The sequence below is a fragment of the Halorubrum depositum genome (assembly GCF_007671725.1).
In the GTDB taxonomy this organism is placed as follows: Archaea; Halobacteriota; Halobacteria; order Halobacteriales; family Haloferacaceae; genus Halorubrum; species Halorubrum depositum.
The window spans coordinates 677,281-692,001 of the sequence record NZ_VCNM01000001.1 but is presented as its reverse complement, the minus strand read 5'-3'; the positions used below and the strand labels follow the sequence as shown (position 1 = coordinate 692,001).

Annotated in this window: 30 protein-coding genes, 1 tRNA gene and 1 other RNA gene; 29 read left to right on the top strand and 3 right to left on the bottom strand. The window is 56.4% G+C overall.

Going from position 1 to position 14,721, the window contains the following annotated elements:
• Positions 1-326 precede the first annotated feature (326 nt).
• The 27 genes from FGM06_RS03645 to FGM06_RS15955 all read left to right on the top strand — a co-directional run bounded on the left by FGM06_RS03645 (position 327) and on the right by FGM06_RS15955 (position 11,699).
• A complete protein-coding gene (locus tag FGM06_RS03645; RefSeq protein ID WP_144797641.1) occupies positions 327-1,223 on the top strand; it encodes a hypothetical protein in 897 nt (298 codons plus the stop codon).
• 102 nt (positions 1,224-1,325) lie between these two features.
• Positions 1,326-1,655: a hypothetical protein gene (locus FGM06_RS03640; protein WP_206668658.1), complete on the top strand. Its 330-nt coding sequence runs from the start codon at positions 1,326-1,328 to the stop codon at positions 1,653-1,655.
• Between the two features lie 5 nt (positions 1,656-1,660).
• A complete protein-coding gene (locus tag FGM06_RS03635; RefSeq protein ID WP_144797637.1) occupies positions 1,661-2,011 on the top strand; it encodes a hypothetical protein in 351 nt (116 codons plus the stop codon).
• Between the two features lie 187 nt (positions 2,012-2,198).
• Positions 2,199-2,558: a hypothetical protein gene (locus tag FGM06_RS03630; RefSeq protein WP_144797635.1), complete on the top strand. Its 360-nt coding sequence runs from the start codon at positions 2,199-2,201 to the stop codon at positions 2,556-2,558.
• A 99-nt stretch (positions 2,559-2,657) separates the two neighbouring features.
• The gene (locus FGM06_RS03625) at positions 2,658-2,948 is read left to right on the top strand and encodes a hypothetical protein (protein ID WP_144797633.1); all 291 of its coding nucleotides are present in this window, start codon (positions 2,658-2,660) and stop codon (positions 2,946-2,948) included.
• 6 nt (positions 2,949-2,954) lie between these two features.
• Positions 2,955-3,095, top strand: a complete 141-nt coding sequence (locus FGM06_RS15970; RefSeq protein ID WP_186310961.1) for a hypothetical protein — start codon at positions 2,955-2,957, stop codon at positions 3,093-3,095.
• Positions 3,092-3,241 (top strand): hypothetical protein, encoded by a 150-nt coding sequence (locus tag FGM06_RS15965; RefSeq protein WP_186310960.1) that lies wholly within the window; start codon positions 3,092-3,094, stop codon positions 3,239-3,241. The genes FGM06_RS15970 and FGM06_RS15965 overlap by 4 nt, the downstream gene beginning before the upstream one ends.
• Positions 3,238-3,468 (top strand): hypothetical protein, encoded by a 231-nt coding sequence (locus FGM06_RS03620; RefSeq protein WP_144797630.1) that lies wholly within the window; start codon positions 3,238-3,240, stop codon positions 3,466-3,468. The genes FGM06_RS15965 and FGM06_RS03620 overlap by 4 nt, the downstream gene beginning before the upstream one ends.
• On the top strand, positions 3,465-3,620 hold the full coding sequence (locus FGM06_RS15960) for a hypothetical protein (RefSeq protein ID WP_186310959.1): 156 nt from the start codon (positions 3,465-3,467) through the stop codon (positions 3,618-3,620). The genes FGM06_RS03620 and FGM06_RS15960 overlap by 4 nt, the downstream gene beginning before the upstream one ends.
• Positions 3,617-3,895, top strand: a complete 279-nt coding sequence (locus FGM06_RS03615) for a hypothetical protein (protein ID WP_144797628.1) — start codon at positions 3,617-3,619, stop codon at positions 3,893-3,895. Before FGM06_RS15960 ends, FGM06_RS03615 begins: the two co-directional genes overlap by 4 nt.
• A 109-nt stretch (positions 3,896-4,004) precedes the next feature.
• Complete coding sequence (locus FGM06_RS03610) at positions 4,005-4,256, top strand: hypothetical protein (RefSeq protein ID WP_144797625.1); 252 nt, start codon at positions 4,005-4,007, stop codon at positions 4,254-4,256.
• A gap of 112 nt (positions 4,257-4,368) precedes the next feature.
• Entirely contained in the window at positions 4,369-4,980 is a 612-nt protein-coding gene (locus FGM06_RS03605) for a hypothetical protein (RefSeq protein ID WP_144797624.1), read from the top strand.
• A gap of 18 nt (positions 4,981-4,998) precedes the next feature.
• The gene (locus FGM06_RS03600) at positions 4,999-5,367 is read left to right on the top strand and encodes a CynX/NimT family MFS transporter (RefSeq protein WP_144797622.1); all 369 of its coding nucleotides are present in this window, start codon (positions 4,999-5,001) and stop codon (positions 5,365-5,367) included.
• Between the two features lie 65 nt (positions 5,368-5,432).
• Positions 5,433-5,633, top strand: a complete 201-nt coding sequence (locus FGM06_RS03595) for a hypothetical protein (protein WP_206668657.1) — start codon at positions 5,433-5,435, stop codon at positions 5,631-5,633.
• A gap of 448 nt (positions 5,634-6,081) precedes the next feature.
• Positions 6,082-6,270: a hypothetical protein gene (locus FGM06_RS03590; protein WP_144797618.1), complete on the top strand. Its 189-nt coding sequence runs from the start codon at positions 6,082-6,084 to the stop codon at positions 6,268-6,270.
• A 16-nt stretch (positions 6,271-6,286) separates the two neighbouring features.
• Positions 6,287-7,144: a hypothetical protein gene (locus FGM06_RS03585; RefSeq protein WP_144797616.1), complete on the top strand. Its 858-nt coding sequence runs from the start codon at positions 6,287-6,289 to the stop codon at positions 7,142-7,144.
• Between the two features lie 64 nt (positions 7,145-7,208).
• Positions 7,209-8,135 (top strand): hypothetical protein, encoded by a 927-nt coding sequence (locus FGM06_RS03580; protein ID WP_206668656.1) that lies wholly within the window; start codon positions 7,209-7,211, stop codon positions 8,133-8,135.
• 5 nt (positions 8,136-8,140) lie between these two features.
• Entirely contained in the window at positions 8,141-8,479 is a 339-nt protein-coding gene (locus tag FGM06_RS03575; protein WP_144797614.1) for a hypothetical protein, read from the top strand.
• Between the two features lie 191 nt (positions 8,480-8,670).
• Positions 8,671-8,739: hammerhead ribozyme type II (locus FGM06_RS03570), an RNA gene on the top strand.
• A 49-nt stretch (positions 8,740-8,788) separates the two neighbouring features.
• The gene (locus FGM06_RS03565) at positions 8,789-9,199 is read left to right on the top strand and encodes a hypothetical protein (protein WP_144797612.1); all 411 of its coding nucleotides are present in this window, start codon (positions 8,789-8,791) and stop codon (positions 9,197-9,199) included.
• Positions 9,196-9,462, top strand: a complete 267-nt coding sequence (locus tag FGM06_RS03560) for a hypothetical protein (protein ID WP_144797610.1) — start codon at positions 9,196-9,198, stop codon at positions 9,460-9,462. The genes FGM06_RS03565 and FGM06_RS03560 overlap by 4 nt, the downstream gene beginning before the upstream one ends.
• A gap of 147 nt (positions 9,463-9,609) precedes the next feature.
• Entirely contained in the window at positions 9,610-10,035 is a 426-nt protein-coding gene (locus FGM06_RS03555; protein ID WP_144797608.1) for a helix-turn-helix domain-containing protein, read from the top strand.
• Entirely contained in the window at positions 10,032-10,472 is a 441-nt protein-coding gene (locus FGM06_RS03550; RefSeq protein ID WP_206668655.1) for a beta/alpha barrel domain-containing protein, read from the top strand. The genes FGM06_RS03555 and FGM06_RS03550 overlap by 4 nt, the downstream gene beginning before the upstream one ends.
• Positions 10,465-10,920 carry a hypothetical protein gene (locus tag FGM06_RS03545; protein ID WP_144797606.1) on the top strand — a complete coding sequence of 152 codons (456 nt, stop codon included), beginning with the start codon at positions 10,465-10,467 and terminating at the stop codon, positions 10,918-10,920. Before FGM06_RS03550 ends, FGM06_RS03545 begins: the two co-directional genes overlap by 8 nt.
• A complete protein-coding gene (locus FGM06_RS03540) occupies positions 10,917-11,213 on the top strand; it encodes a hypothetical protein (RefSeq protein ID WP_144797604.1) in 297 nt (98 codons plus the stop codon). Before FGM06_RS03545 ends, FGM06_RS03540 begins: the two co-directional genes overlap by 4 nt.
• Positions 11,213-11,545, top strand: a complete 333-nt coding sequence (locus tag FGM06_RS03535; protein ID WP_144797601.1) for a hypothetical protein — start codon at positions 11,213-11,215, stop codon at positions 11,543-11,545. The genes FGM06_RS03540 and FGM06_RS03535 overlap by 1 nt, the downstream gene beginning before the upstream one ends.
• Positions 11,538-11,699, top strand: a complete 162-nt coding sequence (locus tag FGM06_RS15955) for a hypothetical protein (protein WP_186310958.1) — start codon at positions 11,538-11,540, stop codon at positions 11,697-11,699. The genes FGM06_RS03535 and FGM06_RS15955 overlap by 8 nt, the downstream gene beginning before the upstream one ends.
• A 420-nt stretch (positions 11,700-12,119) precedes the next feature.
• Here FGM06_RS15955 and FGM06_RS03530 read toward each other — a convergent pair whose 3' ends face one another.
• Together FGM06_RS03530 and FGM06_RS03525 are read right to left on the bottom strand one after the other, a co-directional pair.
• On the bottom strand, positions 12,120-12,584 hold the full coding sequence (locus FGM06_RS03530; protein WP_144797599.1) for an ERCC4 domain-containing protein: 465 nt from the start codon (positions 12,582-12,584) through the stop codon (positions 12,120-12,122).
• Positions 12,581-13,060: a hypothetical protein gene (locus FGM06_RS03525; RefSeq protein WP_144797597.1), complete on the bottom strand. Its 480-nt coding sequence runs from the start codon at positions 13,058-13,060 to the stop codon at positions 12,581-12,583. Before FGM06_RS03525 ends, FGM06_RS03530 begins: the two co-directional genes overlap by 4 nt.
• Before the next feature lie 288 nt (positions 13,061-13,348).
• Between FGM06_RS03525 and FGM06_RS03520 the strand changes: the two genes are divergently transcribed.
• Positions 13,349-13,834 (top strand): hypothetical protein, encoded by a 486-nt coding sequence (locus FGM06_RS03520; RefSeq protein WP_144797595.1) that lies wholly within the window; start codon positions 13,349-13,351, stop codon positions 13,832-13,834.
• On the opposite strand, the gene FGM06_RS03515 is transcribed toward FGM06_RS03520, so the two are convergent.
• Entirely contained in the window at positions 13,831-14,382 is a 552-nt protein-coding gene (locus FGM06_RS03515) for a hypothetical protein (protein WP_144797593.1), read from the bottom strand. The two genes, FGM06_RS03520 and FGM06_RS03515, sit on opposite strands and share 4 nt — an antisense overlap.
• 203 nt (positions 14,383-14,585) lie before the next feature.
• On the opposite strand from FGM06_RS03515, the gene FGM06_RS03510 reads away from it, so the two are divergent.
• Positions 14,586-14,689 (top strand) — tRNA-OTHER (locus FGM06_RS03510).
• Positions 14,690-14,721 lie beyond the last annotated feature (32 nt).

Genomic DNA, 14,721 nt, shown 5'->3' with positions numbered 1-14,721 from the left:
GCGAAAGACTCTTTGAGACTTGAAACTCCGCATAGTGAGCAGATCACATAGCGTAGCGTATAGCAGTCGGCTTTGAGGGGTGAGTGTCACGCTTAAAACGCTCGTTCGTATGTTCGGCCCGTCCCGTAAGGGGCGGGGAAGGATAGACGTAAAGGTTCCAGCGACAGCCAACCCCGAATTGACGGGGAATGAGGCTTAACGGGGATAATCCCCGTTGCTAAGCAACCAACGGACTTGAGTAAGTCACTAAGTGACTTCTCAAGCCGGATTGAGGTTTTCTCGCGGCTTCCCTCGCCCAATAAGCCGTAAGTGACACCCAACGAACTATGTCTGTGAAAGTCAACAGCGACGGCGACTTCGTTGAGAACACGGTGAGCAAGATCGGCGCTAACCACGTTAGCGACCTCTACGACCTTCTCCAGAAGGACGACCACTCCATTATGAGCCTCGCTCACGAGGTTCGTAAGGCGTTCGGAGAGGCATCTGTGAAGAAGGGCGGCGAGTCGGAAATCGCTAAGTGGTGCGAAGCGCCCCGTGAGGTTCACATCGTGGAGCCGTGCGAAGCTAACGATAGCGACGGCTCTATCGGTCGGGCCTTCTGGAAGGCCACCGATTACACCGCCAACGACTACAACGCCTTTAGTGGCAAGTACGCCTCCTTAGAGGAGGAAAACGGCGGGTTCGGTGTGAAGCCTCTCGCGGAAGTTGATGAACTCCAGCGTGAGCTACTGCTCTCGCAGGAGATCATCGAGGCAAGCGACACCGTGATGGTTCCCATCAACAGCGACGGGGAACCCGTGGTTCCGGTAGTGGCAAGTAAGGGTCGGCAAGAGGCTACGGACGGCTTCGAGGTTGGTTCGGTTCCGACCTACGAGGAGGCAAAGGCCCGCCTCGAAACCCTGCTGAGTGACTACTTCGGAGAGATCGAAGTCGATGAGAACGCATCGAGTGGTAAGAACAACAGCGACAGCGACGGCGGTAGTGACACCGAGGAAGGTCTTGGGCTTCCCCGCGACCTGTTCGACCCTACGGAAGTGAAGGGTATCGGGAACAAGTACGGGAAGGCTCTGCTCCAGCACATCGTGGAGAACCAGATCAGTCTCAACTGGGAAGACTACGAGGAACACGTTGAGCTTCCCGAGCCGGAGGTTCCCGACGTGAGTGAGATGAGCCAGCGGGAGAAGGACGCTCTGCTCCAGCAGTTGCTCGAAAACTCCGAGTAAGGCGTAAAGACTCAAAGGCGCTTTATTAACCCTTAGTGGCGACACCGGGGTTCGACTCCCCGGAAGGGCCTTCGATAGCGTAAGCTATCGAGAGTGACACCGATGTTTTCGCCAAGACTCGGGACTGTAACACAGTCCGACAGCGAGAAGCAAAACCAATGGAGCCACCGAGCTGACCTCAAGATCGACCAGAGGCATCGAGCCTTCGGAGCGGTAGTTGAGGAAAAACGCGAGGGAGAGCTTCTGGAAGGTGAGGAGCTGGCGGAGTTTATGGGATGGACTCCCGACCCGAGTGAGATTCATCCCCACCACGAACCGAAGTCGGAGCCTGAAGAATACGAAGGCTCCGGCCTAAGTGACGACGAGATCGAGCGACAGAAGATTGCGGAGAAGTACCGGCGGCGATACTCCGAATACCACGACAGCGAGTGACAACTATGAACGAGACACCGATCTTCAGCCGAGACGCTTCGAGTTACGAATACGACCCTCTTTCCCACGGTGGGAACCGGCGGCGCGAACGACGGATTCCGATGAGTGCGATTGATCAAGCGATTGAGAGTGGTGAGGCACACCTCGGCCACTCCGGTAACGTCTTGCTGGAGACTCGGTGGAGCGGCCAGCTCATCACGGTAGTCATCGACCCGAAGGACGAGTATATCGTCTCGGTCTACCGAGGAACCGGGAAGAAGCTCAAGAGTCTCCAACAGCAGGAGAGGCGACGTAAGGAACGCCAGCAAAAGATTCGGCAAGGTCGAGGAGCGGCCTATACCGGAGCTTGGATGTAAACAACAAAGACTTAATACTCAAACGTTGTCTTTGAGAGTGAGGAGCTTTTTCGGGGACAACGGCTCGATGCGAGTAACCCCAAATGAAGAAACCACATTCCTTCAACCCCGACTGTAACTGCTGGTATTGCGATCTCGAACGAACTGAACGAGCCGACCGACGCAAAGGATACCTGAGGTTCTAAAAATGGACTACCACGAGATACCGGACTACGTGCTGTACCGAACTTGGAAGAACGCATACGACGAATGGGAGGTCAAACTCATCGACGGAGTAGGTGAGACAGCTCTCCACCTAAGCGAAGAACCAGAGGCTCCCGACGACCGAATCGAGGAAGGACTGTTCTACCTGTGGGATACTGGAGCTGGACTCTCGTGGATTCGAGAGAGGGAAGCCTTCACGATGGAATACGACACCGGGACAGTAACCGACGCTGACTACGTGGAGCTTCGAGAGGATGGGAAGAAGCACGAGACTCAGCACAACCACGTTCACCTCGATAACGACGTGAAGAACGGGAGGAAGATAGCACTCTCTCCGGTTTAAAGACTTAGAGATAGATAGACAACTCTTTACTCCGAGTGGCGGCCTACGGTTCGACTCCGTAGCGGAGCCTCTGGTAGCACGAGCTACCGGGTGACACCGATGGCAGTAGCAGAGACACCAACTGACGACCGGCGTATCGATCTTAGCGAAGCCGACCTCGAACGGAAGGTCGGAGACTACGTGCTTCGACTCCGCCGAGCTTCGGTGGCGAAGTTCTACGACGACGAGCTTTGGTGGGGTGGTATCGAGATCATCCCGACCGACGACAACTACCTGATTCGAGGCATCGACGGGGAGACTCGAACCCCGATTCCCCGAGAGGAACAGGCTATCGAGCAACTTGTGGCGCTGTTTGACCGAGAGCTGGAGAACGCTCTGAACGACCTTTAGAGACAAATGTACGACAACTACTACCCTGACTTCCACGACCCGGAGATGAATGACAAGGCCAGCTACGACGACCGAGACGTTCCCGGTCTGAACATCGACGAACAGGACGGCTTCAACACTCCCGAAGAACGGGTGGCCCACCTATGAGTGGGACTGTCGAAGTCGACCGGATGGTTCTCGCAACGATGATAGACGAGATAGAGCCGTCGCTCCCCCACCTCGATGGGGAGTATGCGACGGAAGTTACGATTGCGGTGAACCGAGCAAAGGAAGCCCTCAACGATGAGCGGTGATATTCTTGCCCAACAAATCCGCCGAGAACGATACCGAGAGTGGAAGCGACGACGAGAGCAACGCGAACCCCATTCTGAAAATCGACCCGAGGGACGGCGGGGACGACGACGAGCCACCAGCGGCGGGAGCCGTGATGGTTACGAGGAAACCGACCGGCCCCAAGCTAAGCTTGGCTCCTACGGCGGAACCGAAGCACGAGGTGGAGCCTGAGGTGCTGACGGTATGAGATACCATCTAATCGACCCGACAGAGCCGGTGATAGAAGACGTAGGGAGTGACCCGGTAGCGAAGTTCGAGATCATCGAGTCGTTCCCCTCGAAGGAAGCGGCGGAACACGTCCTCGAAGCGAATCGGGGACTCCAGATAATCAAAGGATGAACCACGAAAACGTAATCGAGGAGCTGAAGGAGAGACTGCCGGTGTTCGCCGCCGAGTATGCGGTGGACGAAGACGACGACCTCGATGCTATCTTCGCGGCGACGAAGCTTCTGGAGGAAGACCTCGGACTCGGTGAGCGATGGATTCTCTACGAGAACTTCATCGTAGATACCGAGGGCTATCCTCTCGCTGTGGTGGAAATTGAGGTGTTCACCGACGCTGAGGAATCGGACTTCGAGCAAGCGGAAGCGGTCTATCAAGCAGGATACGCATAATGGATATTCTGGAAATCGCGGTTCGAGAGGTTATGGCAGAGGACGACGACTACGTGAAGCCCGGCACGGTCTACGAGACGCCGAACGGCCACTACATCGTGGAGTGAGAATGTCAGTTATTGGATTCACCGACCACCCGACGAGAGAGAACCGCTACGAGATCATAGTCACCGCCGAGTCGGACGTGGATGCTGTCGTGGCGTTCAACGAATCGTTTGACGACGACGAGAACTACACCGAAGCCTACGACGTTCACCAATACGACTCCGAGACGTTTGGTGTGTTCTTCTGGTCGGAAGACCCGATAGACACCGACGAAGAACCGCTGGTTCTCCCCATCGAGGAGGTTGAAGACGAATGACTACTCTGGAAGACACCCTCACCAACGACGAGATCGAGAGCATCGAGAAGGCCGAGAAACGAAGCAAGCGGAGCAAGACGAAGTACGGCGACCTTCTGCCGGAGGATGAGTAATGCCGGGCTGTGAGGAGTGCGGAGTCTACGGCGGAACAGTTGAAAACCGAGGCCGTGGCCGGTGGCTCTGTGACAAGTGCCTGAGGGCCGAGAAGATGGACGCGATGAGCGACAAGGCGATCTTGATGGAATACGGCGTCGGAGACGAGATAGGAGCGTTCACTATCGTCCTCGAAGGCCGGGAGTTCACTCAGATGATGAGCGACCCCCACGGCGACGGCTTCAAAGAGGTAGGTGGCCTTCGGCGGCCCGGAGTCTACCTTCCGAGCAAGGAAGTCCGGGGAGGAACCGCCGTACAGCGGAGCAATCTTCTCTTGGAGAAGGTGTCGAATCAGCTTCGACAGGTTGCTGAGCGAGCGAGCGACGACGGATTCCACGTAATCGGGGCAGGGAAGGCTCACGACGCTGACTGCTACGTGTTTATTGACACGTCGGGGTTCGACACTCGTGACCCGTGGTTCGACGGCGACCCCTATATCGAGGATACCCCGTTCAAGAGCTGTACGGTGATGGGGTTCCGACTCGGGTGGTGGAAGCACCGCGAGAAGATCGCGTCGATTCCCTACACCGAGCTGTACGAGGAGCGCGGTATGCCGAAGACTTCGGCTTAAAGACTCAAGGAAGCAACTATGAGTATTAGACCCACCAACGACGACGGCGAGGAGTTAATCGGAGTCGAGCGGCGGGAAGCCCTCGTGGAAACGTGGGGAGTGGATACCGAGACGTTCGAGCCACCCCACGCAAGCGACGACAACCCCTTCCGGTCGATGCCCTCGGGGATTCACTTCGAGGGATACCACCACGACGATTACTGCCCGGAATGTGGTCGAGGCGGTCGTGAGAAGGGAGTGCTGAGCGACTACACCGGAGGCATCAACGGCGGCTATATGACCGTCTTCCTATGCGAGGGCTGTCTCTCGGTGTGGCTCAAGTCCTTCGGCTGGTCGGCTCAGCGAGAATATCCTAAGAACCACATCTTCCACCCTAAGAACCGATGAGTGTCACTCACACCAAGACCCACGACGTGATAGCCCGACCGAAGAACGACTCCCGTGGTGGACATATGTTCCACCTCAAGCCGAACAAGCTCCCTCTCGAAACGCGGCGGGAAGTCGCATCGAGGCTCGAAGACTCCGGGGTGTTCGCTAAGGACTATCCCCACGAGAAGGTGGCGGAGGTCGTTATCGAGTCCACGGTTCAGGGACAAGACCGGAGCAAGCCCTTCCGAACGACCGAGATTCTGGAGCTGCCTATCAATGTGTGACCACGAGAATCGGACGTGGCTCGCCGGTCGGGGAATGAGATCGAAGTGGCGGTGTCGGGACTGTCACCGACGACTGACCGGCGGTTACGACCACGACGAAGGGCGCTTCATAGAGTTCCGGGGTGGGACGTGGCCTTAGAGTGCGAGAGATGTGGCGGCCCCCGGCTGAACGGAACCCCGGTCACTCAGGATAAGGAGAGCGGCGGCTGGAGAATCGCCTTCCCGAGTGACCCGGACAAGCGGTACTACTGCCGGAGCTGTGCGAAGAAGGTGACTCAGTAATGGAACCACACGACGACTACCCGAAGAACTGCCCCCGGTGTAATAGCACGGTCGAAGAACGCTCCTACGGCGTCCGGTGTAGCAACTTCCGTTGCCTCTGGAAGCGGTGGTGGCAAGACCGGAACGATATGTTCAGCGCGGTACTTCACGAGGAGACTTCCCACTAATGGTTGACTTCAAACACTACGACGGCGACGAGATGTGTCACCACGGACGAACAGTAGCGACTGACGACGACCCCTGCCCCTATCAGGGAGCGCGGATTGCGGAGGACGACACCGGACGGTTCATCCTCTGTGGACAGCACCACCAGCGACTTGTCGGTGGAATGGCGGCGCGGCGAATCACCCGGTAACTCCTAAAGACTCAAAATGAGCGTTCCAACTGCTATCGAGACGAAGGCCGGAGCATCGCTGGTCGAACTAAAGAAGAACAAACACGTCGGAACAACGCGGCTCAAGCCGAGCGACCCGGTTCATCCGGTATGGAAGGCCGGTCAGTTGACCGACCCGGACGACCCGATGCCTCTCTACGACGAGTTCTGGATTCGGGAAATCTTCAACGGCAAGAGCAAGTCGATCTACCGTGAGCGCCCCGACTTCGAGGCCGCCAACGAGAACGACCCGAAGGTGTGGGACACAGAGTTCGGACGCATCGAGCAGTTCTACACAACCTCGTTCAACAAGGTCGATTCCTACTACCGGCGGTTCATCTTGAACCCGGCGAAGATCGAGAACTACGTCGAAGAACGGAACCGATACTCGGAGACGTTGTACGGCGTTGTGAAGGAGCTGAATGAGAACATCGCAAAGGCCCTCGTGGTAGACGACCTGAAGGCTCATCTCGATGAGATAGACACCCTCGATGCGTTGAAAGAGCGGAGGAATCTCGAAGCTCTCCACCACCACGAACGCTACCGGAGCCTCGTGACCCAAATGTGGGTGTCCCAACACGGCGGCGACCCGGAGAAGACCCACCTATGGGGTTCGCTGGTGAAGGAGAAGCCGACGACGTTCGAGATCAAGCAGTTCCCTCAGGGATTCTTCTGTATCCCCCGGCTCTACAACGAACACATCTGCCGAGTCGTCGACGACGAGCTTCAAGAGCGCGACCTCGGGAAGTTCAGTCTCGCTTGGCGGGGCTTCATCGTGAAGCCGGAGAACTTCAGCGAAGTTGCCGAGCTAATCGGCCCGCTGTACGTGGACACTCCGGGGGTTGAAGTGTGGTAGAGTTTCTTCGAGATTTCTTCAAGCGACGTGGCGGAAACGGAGGAGCGGCTGTTCCAGCGTTACTATGACTAACAAGTACGATTCATTCGAGAGTTACATCCGAGAGGCACAGGCTACCGCTAAGCGGTACTACGACTACGCGCTGGAAGGGTCTGAGGAGATTCGGACTCCAGCCTACGACCCGCCGGAGCTTCCCGACGAGATTCCCCTGTGGGCTATCGCTGAGGCCGCCGTGGAGAACCACGAGCTAATTCAATATTACCAGCGGTGTGTGATCTACCACGCCGAGGAGGGGTTCTACAACGAGGGAGGAGAGCGATACTACAACGACCCGGACGACCAGCAGGAGGCTGTTCAACAACTTGCCCTCGCCGGGTTCTACAACGACGTAATCACGAAGCTCCGCTTCATCGAGGAAACCCGTGAGGATTTGGGTGAAGCGATTAACCTGCTCGAAGGGCCGATCTACGGTAAGGGAGTTCGCTTCGAGTACGACTACTACATCCACCTTTCCTCGACGGAGCCGGTGACGTACACTCTCGAATGTCTCCGTGGCGATGAGTGGCGAGTGTACGACCCGGACGGTGAGCCGTTCGAGGTAATCAGTCCACGAGTCGCGGTGCGGAACGCCGACCGGGAGATTCCCGAGTATTCTCTCAAGCTGTTCCTCGATAACGTCTGCGCTCGCCGGGAACGAGATCGTGAGATAACGACGTTCAACGACGCAACCGAGGAGGAGAAGCTGGAGGAGATAGCCCGACAGGGCGACCGAGCGCACGTCCTATGGGAATTGGCGAGTGACGGTCGAGACTTCTGTGGAATCGACTTCGTAGCACGAGAGCTGAATATGGAGGACGAAACCCTCGAAGCGGTTGCTAAGCGGTACGTCGAAGACGTGAACTGCTCTCTCGAAGAAAATCCCGACCCTCCGAATTGGCAACACTTGGAAGCGGTCTACGGAGAGCGGGCTGACGAAATCCTCTGCGAGTAACTCAAATGAGTACGAAAACCAGTACGACGACGAGCGACAGCAACGCCGAGACGACCACGACCGAGCCGGACTACGACGAGATCGAGAAGGAAATCCTCGACGAGCTTCCCGAGCGGTTCCGTGAGCTGAGCCACCTCCGGGTGGGGAAGATGGGAGACGTTCAGATGCTCCTGATTCCGTTCCATCCCTACGTGGACAGCGACGGGAAGCCGTGTTCCCACCTCGTGATGGGTAGCGAGCGGGAGACGATGGAGGAGTTCGGGTTCACGTTCGACTTCGCTACTCTAACCGGGAAGGGTGCGGGAGTGAAGTTCTGGTTCGAGTACGACGGCGACGACGAATAGCGCGGCAACCAGCCTGCGGTGTCACTTACGGTAGTATGGAAGGAGAAGATATTGAGAAGATCGAGCAAGCCGACTACGAATACTTCTACTCGCTCCGCCGGAAGGCGTGCTGGCGTCGACGTGGAAAGTCGAAGCCCCGCCGAGACGTGTCTGAGATAATCAATATCGAGCGTCGTTGGTGGCAGGAGTAATGGCGAAACGGGGGTAGCGGCCCCCGTCGTCGGGAGTTGGTCGTCCCGGCCTTTGATGAGCTGACCAGAACCAGCAAAGACTTATAGACACTACTCCGAGTCTTAGGAGACACAAGTAATGGAAGACCTGACGAAGTTCAACGACCCGACGCCCGACCTGACCGACCACGAACGACGCCTACTCCGGTGGGCCGGAGCTGACGAACGGCTCATCGAGGTGTGCGAGTTCGACATTACCACGATGGAGCGAGATCGAGACGACGGAAAGGAGGTGTACCGCAACTCCGCGCTGGAGGAAGCAAAGAAGTACGTCCGGGGGACTGACCACGTTGGCCCGGCGCTCACCGAGGAGAACGCTGAGGAGTTTACCCCCTACGGCGGCCACTTCTTCACGGCGCTGTGGGACGGCCACCTGTACCAAGCATGGAGCCGCGCCGACTACAACAACCAAGCAGTCCTGCTCGAAGTCTTCGGAGAGTACCGCATCAACGCGACCCGGCCCGAACACGCCCCGGAGGTTCGGGTATGAACAACGGGCTACGTGGTCGCTACCTCGAACAGCTCGAAGCGTGGAACCTCGCCCGGCAGTTCTCTGCCGAGTTGGTGGCGGCGTTCTACGACAAATCACGCTCCCTTCGGGAAGTAGTGAACAAGTGGATTGAGATTCGGGAGGCGGTGTTCCCCCGACTTGATGCGATCAAGCAGATGGTGTCGAACGTCCTGTTCCTCAGCGGTCGGGATTCTATTGACAATCTCGCTCGGCAGGTAATGGGCTTCGAGGGCTGGTGGTAAGGTGGCGCAATCCGAAAGAGCAGGGCGTCAACCTCGTGCGGTTAGCTTCGGTATGTCCGCCCGACTTGTTACTCCCGACTCACCCCTTCCCGACCTACTGGATGGAGGGGAACGAGCGAATGAACCCGATGAAGACTGCATCATAGAATGAGTACGCTCGCTGACTTCGGGGCGGAAATCCCCGACGAAGAACCGTGGAAGGACGCGGAAGTTCTCCGCGAGATGTACCACGATGAGGGGCTTGACCAGTCCGAGATGGGGGACGAACTCGGCTGTTCTGCCGGGACGATCTCCTACTGGATGAACAAGCTCGGAGTAGATACCACCCACACCTCTCACAACACCCGGCAGGAACCCCGCCCGGAGGATTGGGAGTGTGAATACTACTCGGTGTGTGGCAACGAGACGCCCGGCCCCCGGAACGGGCTGTGCGACGACTGCCTCGATATGGTTCGAGACAACCAATCGTCGTACTACGACGGCGAGACAGTCGAGCGGAGTAGCTTCGATGATATGACGGAGTTCGTGAAGGCTCTGTACGAACTTCGCGGTAAAGACTTAGAGAACCAATGATGAGTGTTACAATCCAAACTGATGAGGAGAAGTTCGAGGAACTGTTCGGAAGCGCGAACACCGAAACGCTCGAAGGAGCGATAGAGAACGACGAGAACACGGTCTGCCTCGGAACCTACGGCGAAGACCTGAGGGAGAAGAACAAGCGGATAACGTGGGACTACACTCTCGCATCGGAACACCCTGAGGTCATTCAGGACATAATCGCCGGGGAGACTGAGGTAGTTGATCTGTGGCCGGTGGAGGACGAGGATGCCACGGTGAAGACCCGGATTCAGAAGGACTACTTCGAGAAGGCAGAGGAGTTCTTCGACATCGACCTTCGGGAGAACAAGGACGCGATCTACGTCCACCCCGAGTGGAACTTCATCGCGGTGATTCACCCCGAGGATTCGGAGAAGTACCTCGCAATCGCCCCGGTGGTGTACGGTGAGTAATTACCCACCGGGAACGTCGGCTGGCGACCCACGAGCGCCGTGGAACGCTCCCGATCATTCCCACGACCACGAGTGGTATCCGGGGGACGTGGACAACCCGATTCTGGAAGATGGTGCGGCAATCTTCCACGAGCGTTGCCACTACGCGGAGGGTCGCTACGGTGAGGGATGGGAGTGTGAGGAGGCTCGGACGTTCCGGTGCGACGTAGAGCGCGTCGTGAAGCTCCGCGACGGTGAGCCGGACGTGGCCTACCTCGCGTCAGAAGAAGACCACCACAACGAGTGGCGATTCATCGAGTGGCTGTATGAGGAAGCGTTGATCGCGGCTGAACGAGCTGACCGGAACGGCGACCTCAATTACCTCGATGTTGACCCCGCCAACGAGTACGGCGACGGCTACGTTCGGGTTCGAGTGAACGATTATGAAGTGGTCTACACCCAAGAATGAGTACGCAAAACCGAAACTTCGCTTACGGAAAGGACACAATTGGTGGATGCTGTTGCCCGGCTGTCGCGGCAGGTTACGCTCCGAACACGGGTGACGAATCCACCGAAATCGCAGAAACTTACGACTACTACGTTCGTGAGCTTGGCCTCGATAACGCCGACTCAATAATCACAGAGGAAGAAGCCCGCCAAGCATGGCTCGCGGCTGTCGAAAGCATCGAGCAGGATGAGTACGCCGCTGACCGAAAGGCGAGGCTCGGGGAGGACATTGCGGAAGACCTCGGGTGGTTGTAGTGGCGGTCAAGACTGACACGACCGGCAACCACGTCGGCCCTGATCTCACCAAGTACGATTGGGAATACTGCCCAATCGGAGGCAACGGGTACGACTTTCGGCTCATCAGCTACGAAAAGTGCGTTGAGGTGGAGGTCTACCCGGAGAACGACAACCCCGAGCAGGGATACAATATCGTCGTTCGAGACTTCGAGATTGTGAATGAGGGGACGCCCGACGAGTATATCGAGGACGGATACCCGGTCTACTCGACCCAAGCCGGGCCGTGGTTTATGGAAATGATGTGCGCCCTTGCTACGGCAATCTCGTGGGTAGAGGAGAGTCGTGAATGAGCTGGTGAGCGGCCTCGCTGTGTTCGGGGCTATGTTCATCGGAGTGATCGTACTGCTTCCCGTGTTCCTTCTCCAGAAGGCAATCGCGGAGAATCGTAACGAAGACCGACGTGCAGAAATTGAGAAGCAACTTGAAAATGAGAAGCTTCTCTGACGTTCTAACCGTTCTTTTCCTCGTGAGAGGACACGTCGACGTAGCCGGTTACGACGGTGATGATTATCTCGATGAAGCTGTCTCTGCGCTCGAAGCCGCGCAGTCTGCCGTTCTTCGAGTGTAGAGTAACGCCTTCCGAAAGTATAGTTAGCGAAATAGCAAATGTCGCAATTCGTCGATCAGCAGTTGAACAGCCATAGAAAGAATATCCGCGAAGTTCTGCGTCCCGCTCTTGTTTTCTACGAGAAACTGAGTTCGACCGACCGAGTGATTTTGACTCTCGGAAAAGTCGTGGAGTTATCCACGTATGATAAACAACCAGAAGCCGAATGTCAGTAGTATAGAGTGTGAAACGCGCCTTTTACAGCATCGTAATTCGATCACGCTTGAGCAGAAACTCGTCGGCAGAGGTGTGGACGTTCACCCTCGGTTGTTCCACCACTTGAGGAAATCGTAGGTGAACTGCTCTGCGTCTGAGTCTGTGGGCTTGAAGAAGAAGTCCACGTTGTAGTAGCCCGGCCACTTTTCGACCGTCCCAATGATGGAGTTGGGATTGATGTTCCGCCAGTAATTGCCCTGCGTGAAATCGAGCCACGGGGCTTCCACCACTACCGGCATCGGGGCTTCCCAATCATCAGCTCGCTTCAGCTCCCGCTCGAAGCGGTCGCGTTCGTGAGTGATGGAGTTAAGGAAGTCACCCTTCGCCTTCCGTTCGACGGCGAACGGCGGGACGTAGGTTCCGTGCTTGCCGTAGTAGCCCGGTTCCTCTACGGCGTAGTCCCCGGTTCGGAGCTTCTTCTCTTTCACCTTCACGGGGTAATCCTCGAACCAGTACCCGTGGCCCTCGTGTTCTCGGGTGTCCCGAAGAATCGTGAACTCGGTCATTCGACCCTCCGGTGTTCGATGGTGAGAATGGCGCTGAGTTGCTGGTTCTCGGTGAACCCGAGGTTGCCAGCGATGTTCTCGAACAAGCCGCAGGTGTCGTTCGAGGTCGGCCAGTAGCGAGTACCATCGTGAACATCGTCGTTAGCAACGACAGCACAAACGCCGAAAGCAATGAGGGAAGCCGATTTGCCGAGGTCTTGGAGATCGAGTTCATCGAAGATTCGTCGTGCTTTCCCCTTCTGGAAGGGCGTAAGTTCGAGTTGGCCGCTCAGCGAATCGAGGATGGCAAGATTGTCCTGCCGGTGTGTGACTTTCTTGTTTTCCTCACCGGGGCCGAGCCAAGTGCCCCGGTTGTAGAGCATTAGCCGCTTGAATTTGTCTGGTTCGCCGTTCCGCTCCTTTGGGTCGAAGTACGTTGCGTTCTCTGTATCCGGGGTGATTGCGTCAGGTGGTTGCTTCTCTGTTGGGGATTCCATAGAAGATCATCTCAAGAGTAGAGTTCCCCGATAACTGACCTAACAGTATAACTAAGAGTATAACTACTAAGTGTATTACTAAGAGTAGTTCACTACATCGAGTCTCTTTAGCTAACTGAGTGTTATCAGAGTAGTTAGAATAGAGTAGGTACTATACTGGTTAGTAGCCGTTCGGAAGAACTCCTCACTCTAATAGACGGGAACTAAGGACTTAAAGATGCCGATTATAAGTCTTTGAAGACAGCACAATGAATGACATTAACATAGGCCACCCCGAAGATGGGTGGTATGAAAGAGACGGACGTAGCGTATCTCTCGGGAGTAGTCGATTCGATAGGCCGCTTCCGGGTTGAAATAGAAGAAGACGACGACTACAAGACGGACTACTGGATGGAGCCTACGTTCAAGCTGAACCGTAGCGACCCGGAGACGGTCGTGTTCGGGATGCTTGAAGAATACTGCACGGAACAGGGAATCCGGTGGGAAATCAAAGACCTGCAATCCACTATGTCGTTCGTGGTGTCGGGAGCTGACGATCTCGATTCGTTCTTCAGCCCGCTGGCTCCCTACATCATCCAGAAGAACGAGCTACTGAGCATCTTTATGGGTGAAATAGTGGTTCCGGTGTCCGAGGGAGAACATCTCTCGAAGCAGGGCTTCTACGAGATCGTGAAAGCGATGAACAAGTTGTACCGGAAAGACCCGTCCATCAACAAGTGGAAGTACGAGACTTCGGTGTTCTCGAACAAGTGGCGAGACGAGATCGAGACTTAGAGTAGCATCTCGCGGGCCTTGTTCGCCGCCGTGAGGTGGTCGTTGGACTCAGCCCACTCGATGTAGGCAATCACCTCAGCTCGCGGCACGGAGCCATCTCGCCGGTCTTCCGTGGACGGCATTAGTTCAGGGTCGCCTTCCTCAATAACCTCGACGACGTTCCGGTTCTCGTCGACGTGAGCAACCGGGCAGTCCTCTTTATCGACTATCTCGGTGGCGTCCTCGGGGTGGTTCTCCTTCCCGGCGATCTGTCCGAGGTGAATCATCACTCCCTGATACCCGCTGAACGGGCGTCGGCAGAAGGGGCAGAGGCGGGCTACGTCTTCGCCTTTGCGTTCAGAGGGGTAATCCATTTCAACTTCCCGAGTACCAACTACTTCCAGATTACTAAAATCTAAGCCGTCAGGGACATCTCCATTGGGGCCGTGACCGTTGCCGCTCGATTGACGGACGTGAAGGTGCATCCCTCGGGATAGGCCCTCGTGGTCGCACCCCTCCACGGGACACTTGACGACTTTTTCCTGATTCTTATGTTTCGTCTTAGCCATGCCTACAAAGACGAAGTTTCTCCGCTTAAGTCTTTGCTATTGACTGCCCCGGCTCTAAGACTCGAATAGGCATCTTTAAGTCATAGTGCCACGTCTATTAGAGTGAGGAGGTCGCGGTGGCCCCTCGACTCGTTTGCTTGGCGGAGTCCTGTCATTGTTTGACTCGTTGGTGTCCAGCTACCGCTCTGCGGTGGCTGTTTCGTGCGACCATAGTGTGAGTGGCAAACACGGTGGGCGGGTCACGGTGAGAAACGTGGCCGGATAAGAAAAGAATCCACAGACGCAGGTTCAAATCCTGCTGGTCGCTTCCCCTTGGTCATAGGGGAGATTGGTACTACG

Coding starts and splice junctions, on each gene's coding strand:
- FGM06_RS03645 (WP_144797641.1), top strand. CDS start 327: ATGTCTGTGAAAGTCAACAGCGACGGCGACTTCGTTGAGAACACGGTG.
- FGM06_RS03640 (WP_206668658.1), top strand. CDS start 1,326: ATGTTTTCGCCAAGACTCGGGACTGTAACACAGTCCGACAGCGAGAAG.
- FGM06_RS03635 (WP_144797637.1), top strand. CDS start 1,661: ATGAACGAGACACCGATCTTCAGCCGAGACGCTTCGAGTTACGAATAC.
- FGM06_RS03630 (WP_144797635.1), top strand. CDS start 2,199: ATGGACTACCACGAGATACCGGACTACGTGCTGTACCGAACTTGGAAG.
- FGM06_RS03625 (WP_144797633.1), top strand. CDS start 2,658: ATGGCAGTAGCAGAGACACCAACTGACGACCGGCGTATCGATCTTAGC.
- FGM06_RS15970 (WP_186310961.1), top strand. CDS start 2,955: ATGTACGACAACTACTACCCTGACTTCCACGACCCGGAGATGAATGAC.
- FGM06_RS15965 (WP_186310960.1), top strand. CDS start 3,092: ATGAGTGGGACTGTCGAAGTCGACCGGATGGTTCTCGCAACGATGATA.
- FGM06_RS15960 (WP_186310959.1), top strand. CDS start 3,465: ATGAGATACCATCTAATCGACCCGACAGAGCCGGTGATAGAAGACGTA.
- FGM06_RS03615 (WP_144797628.1), top strand. CDS start 3,617: ATGAACCACGAAAACGTAATCGAGGAGCTGAAGGAGAGACTGCCGGTG.
- FGM06_RS03610 (WP_144797625.1), top strand. CDS start 4,005: ATGTCAGTTATTGGATTCACCGACCACCCGACGAGAGAGAACCGCTAC.
- FGM06_RS03605 (WP_144797624.1), top strand. CDS start 4,369: ATGCCGGGCTGTGAGGAGTGCGGAGTCTACGGCGGAACAGTTGAAAAC.
- FGM06_RS03600 (WP_144797622.1), top strand. CDS start 4,999: ATGAGTATTAGACCCACCAACGACGACGGCGAGGAGTTAATCGGAGTC.
- FGM06_RS03595 (WP_206668657.1), top strand. CDS start 5,433: ATGTTCCACCTCAAGCCGAACAAGCTCCCTCTCGAAACGCGGCGGGAA.
- FGM06_RS03590 (WP_144797618.1), top strand. CDS start 6,082: ATGGTTGACTTCAAACACTACGACGGCGACGAGATGTGTCACCACGGA.
- FGM06_RS03585 (WP_144797616.1), top strand. CDS start 6,287: ATGAGCGTTCCAACTGCTATCGAGACGAAGGCCGGAGCATCGCTGGTC.
- FGM06_RS03580 (WP_206668656.1), top strand. CDS start 7,209: ATGACTAACAAGTACGATTCATTCGAGAGTTACATCCGAGAGGCACAG.
- FGM06_RS03575 (WP_144797614.1), top strand. CDS start 8,141: ATGAGTACGAAAACCAGTACGACGACGAGCGACAGCAACGCCGAGACG.
- FGM06_RS03565 (WP_144797612.1), top strand. CDS start 8,789: ATGGAAGACCTGACGAAGTTCAACGACCCGACGCCCGACCTGACCGAC.
- FGM06_RS03560 (WP_144797610.1), top strand. CDS start 9,196: ATGAACAACGGGCTACGTGGTCGCTACCTCGAACAGCTCGAAGCGTGG.
- FGM06_RS03555 (WP_144797608.1), top strand. CDS start 9,610: ATGAGTACGCTCGCTGACTTCGGGGCGGAAATCCCCGACGAAGAACCG.
- FGM06_RS03550 (WP_206668655.1), top strand. CDS start 10,032: ATGATGAGTGTTACAATCCAAACTGATGAGGAGAAGTTCGAGGAACTG.
- FGM06_RS03540 (WP_144797604.1), top strand. CDS start 10,917: ATGAGTACGCAAAACCGAAACTTCGCTTACGGAAAGGACACAATTGGT.
- FGM06_RS03530 (WP_144797599.1), bottom strand. CDS start 12,584: ATGACCGAGTTCACGATTCTTCGGGACACCCGAGAACACGAGGGCCAC.
- FGM06_RS03525 (WP_144797597.1), bottom strand. CDS start 13,060: ATGGAATCCCCAACAGAGAAGCAACCACCTGACGCAATCACCCCGGAT.
- FGM06_RS03520 (WP_144797595.1), top strand. CDS start 13,349: ATGAAAGAGACGGACGTAGCGTATCTCTCGGGAGTAGTCGATTCGATA.
- FGM06_RS03515 (WP_144797593.1), bottom strand. CDS start 14,382: ATGGCTAAGACGAAACATAAGAATCAGGAAAAAGTCGTCAAGTGTCCC.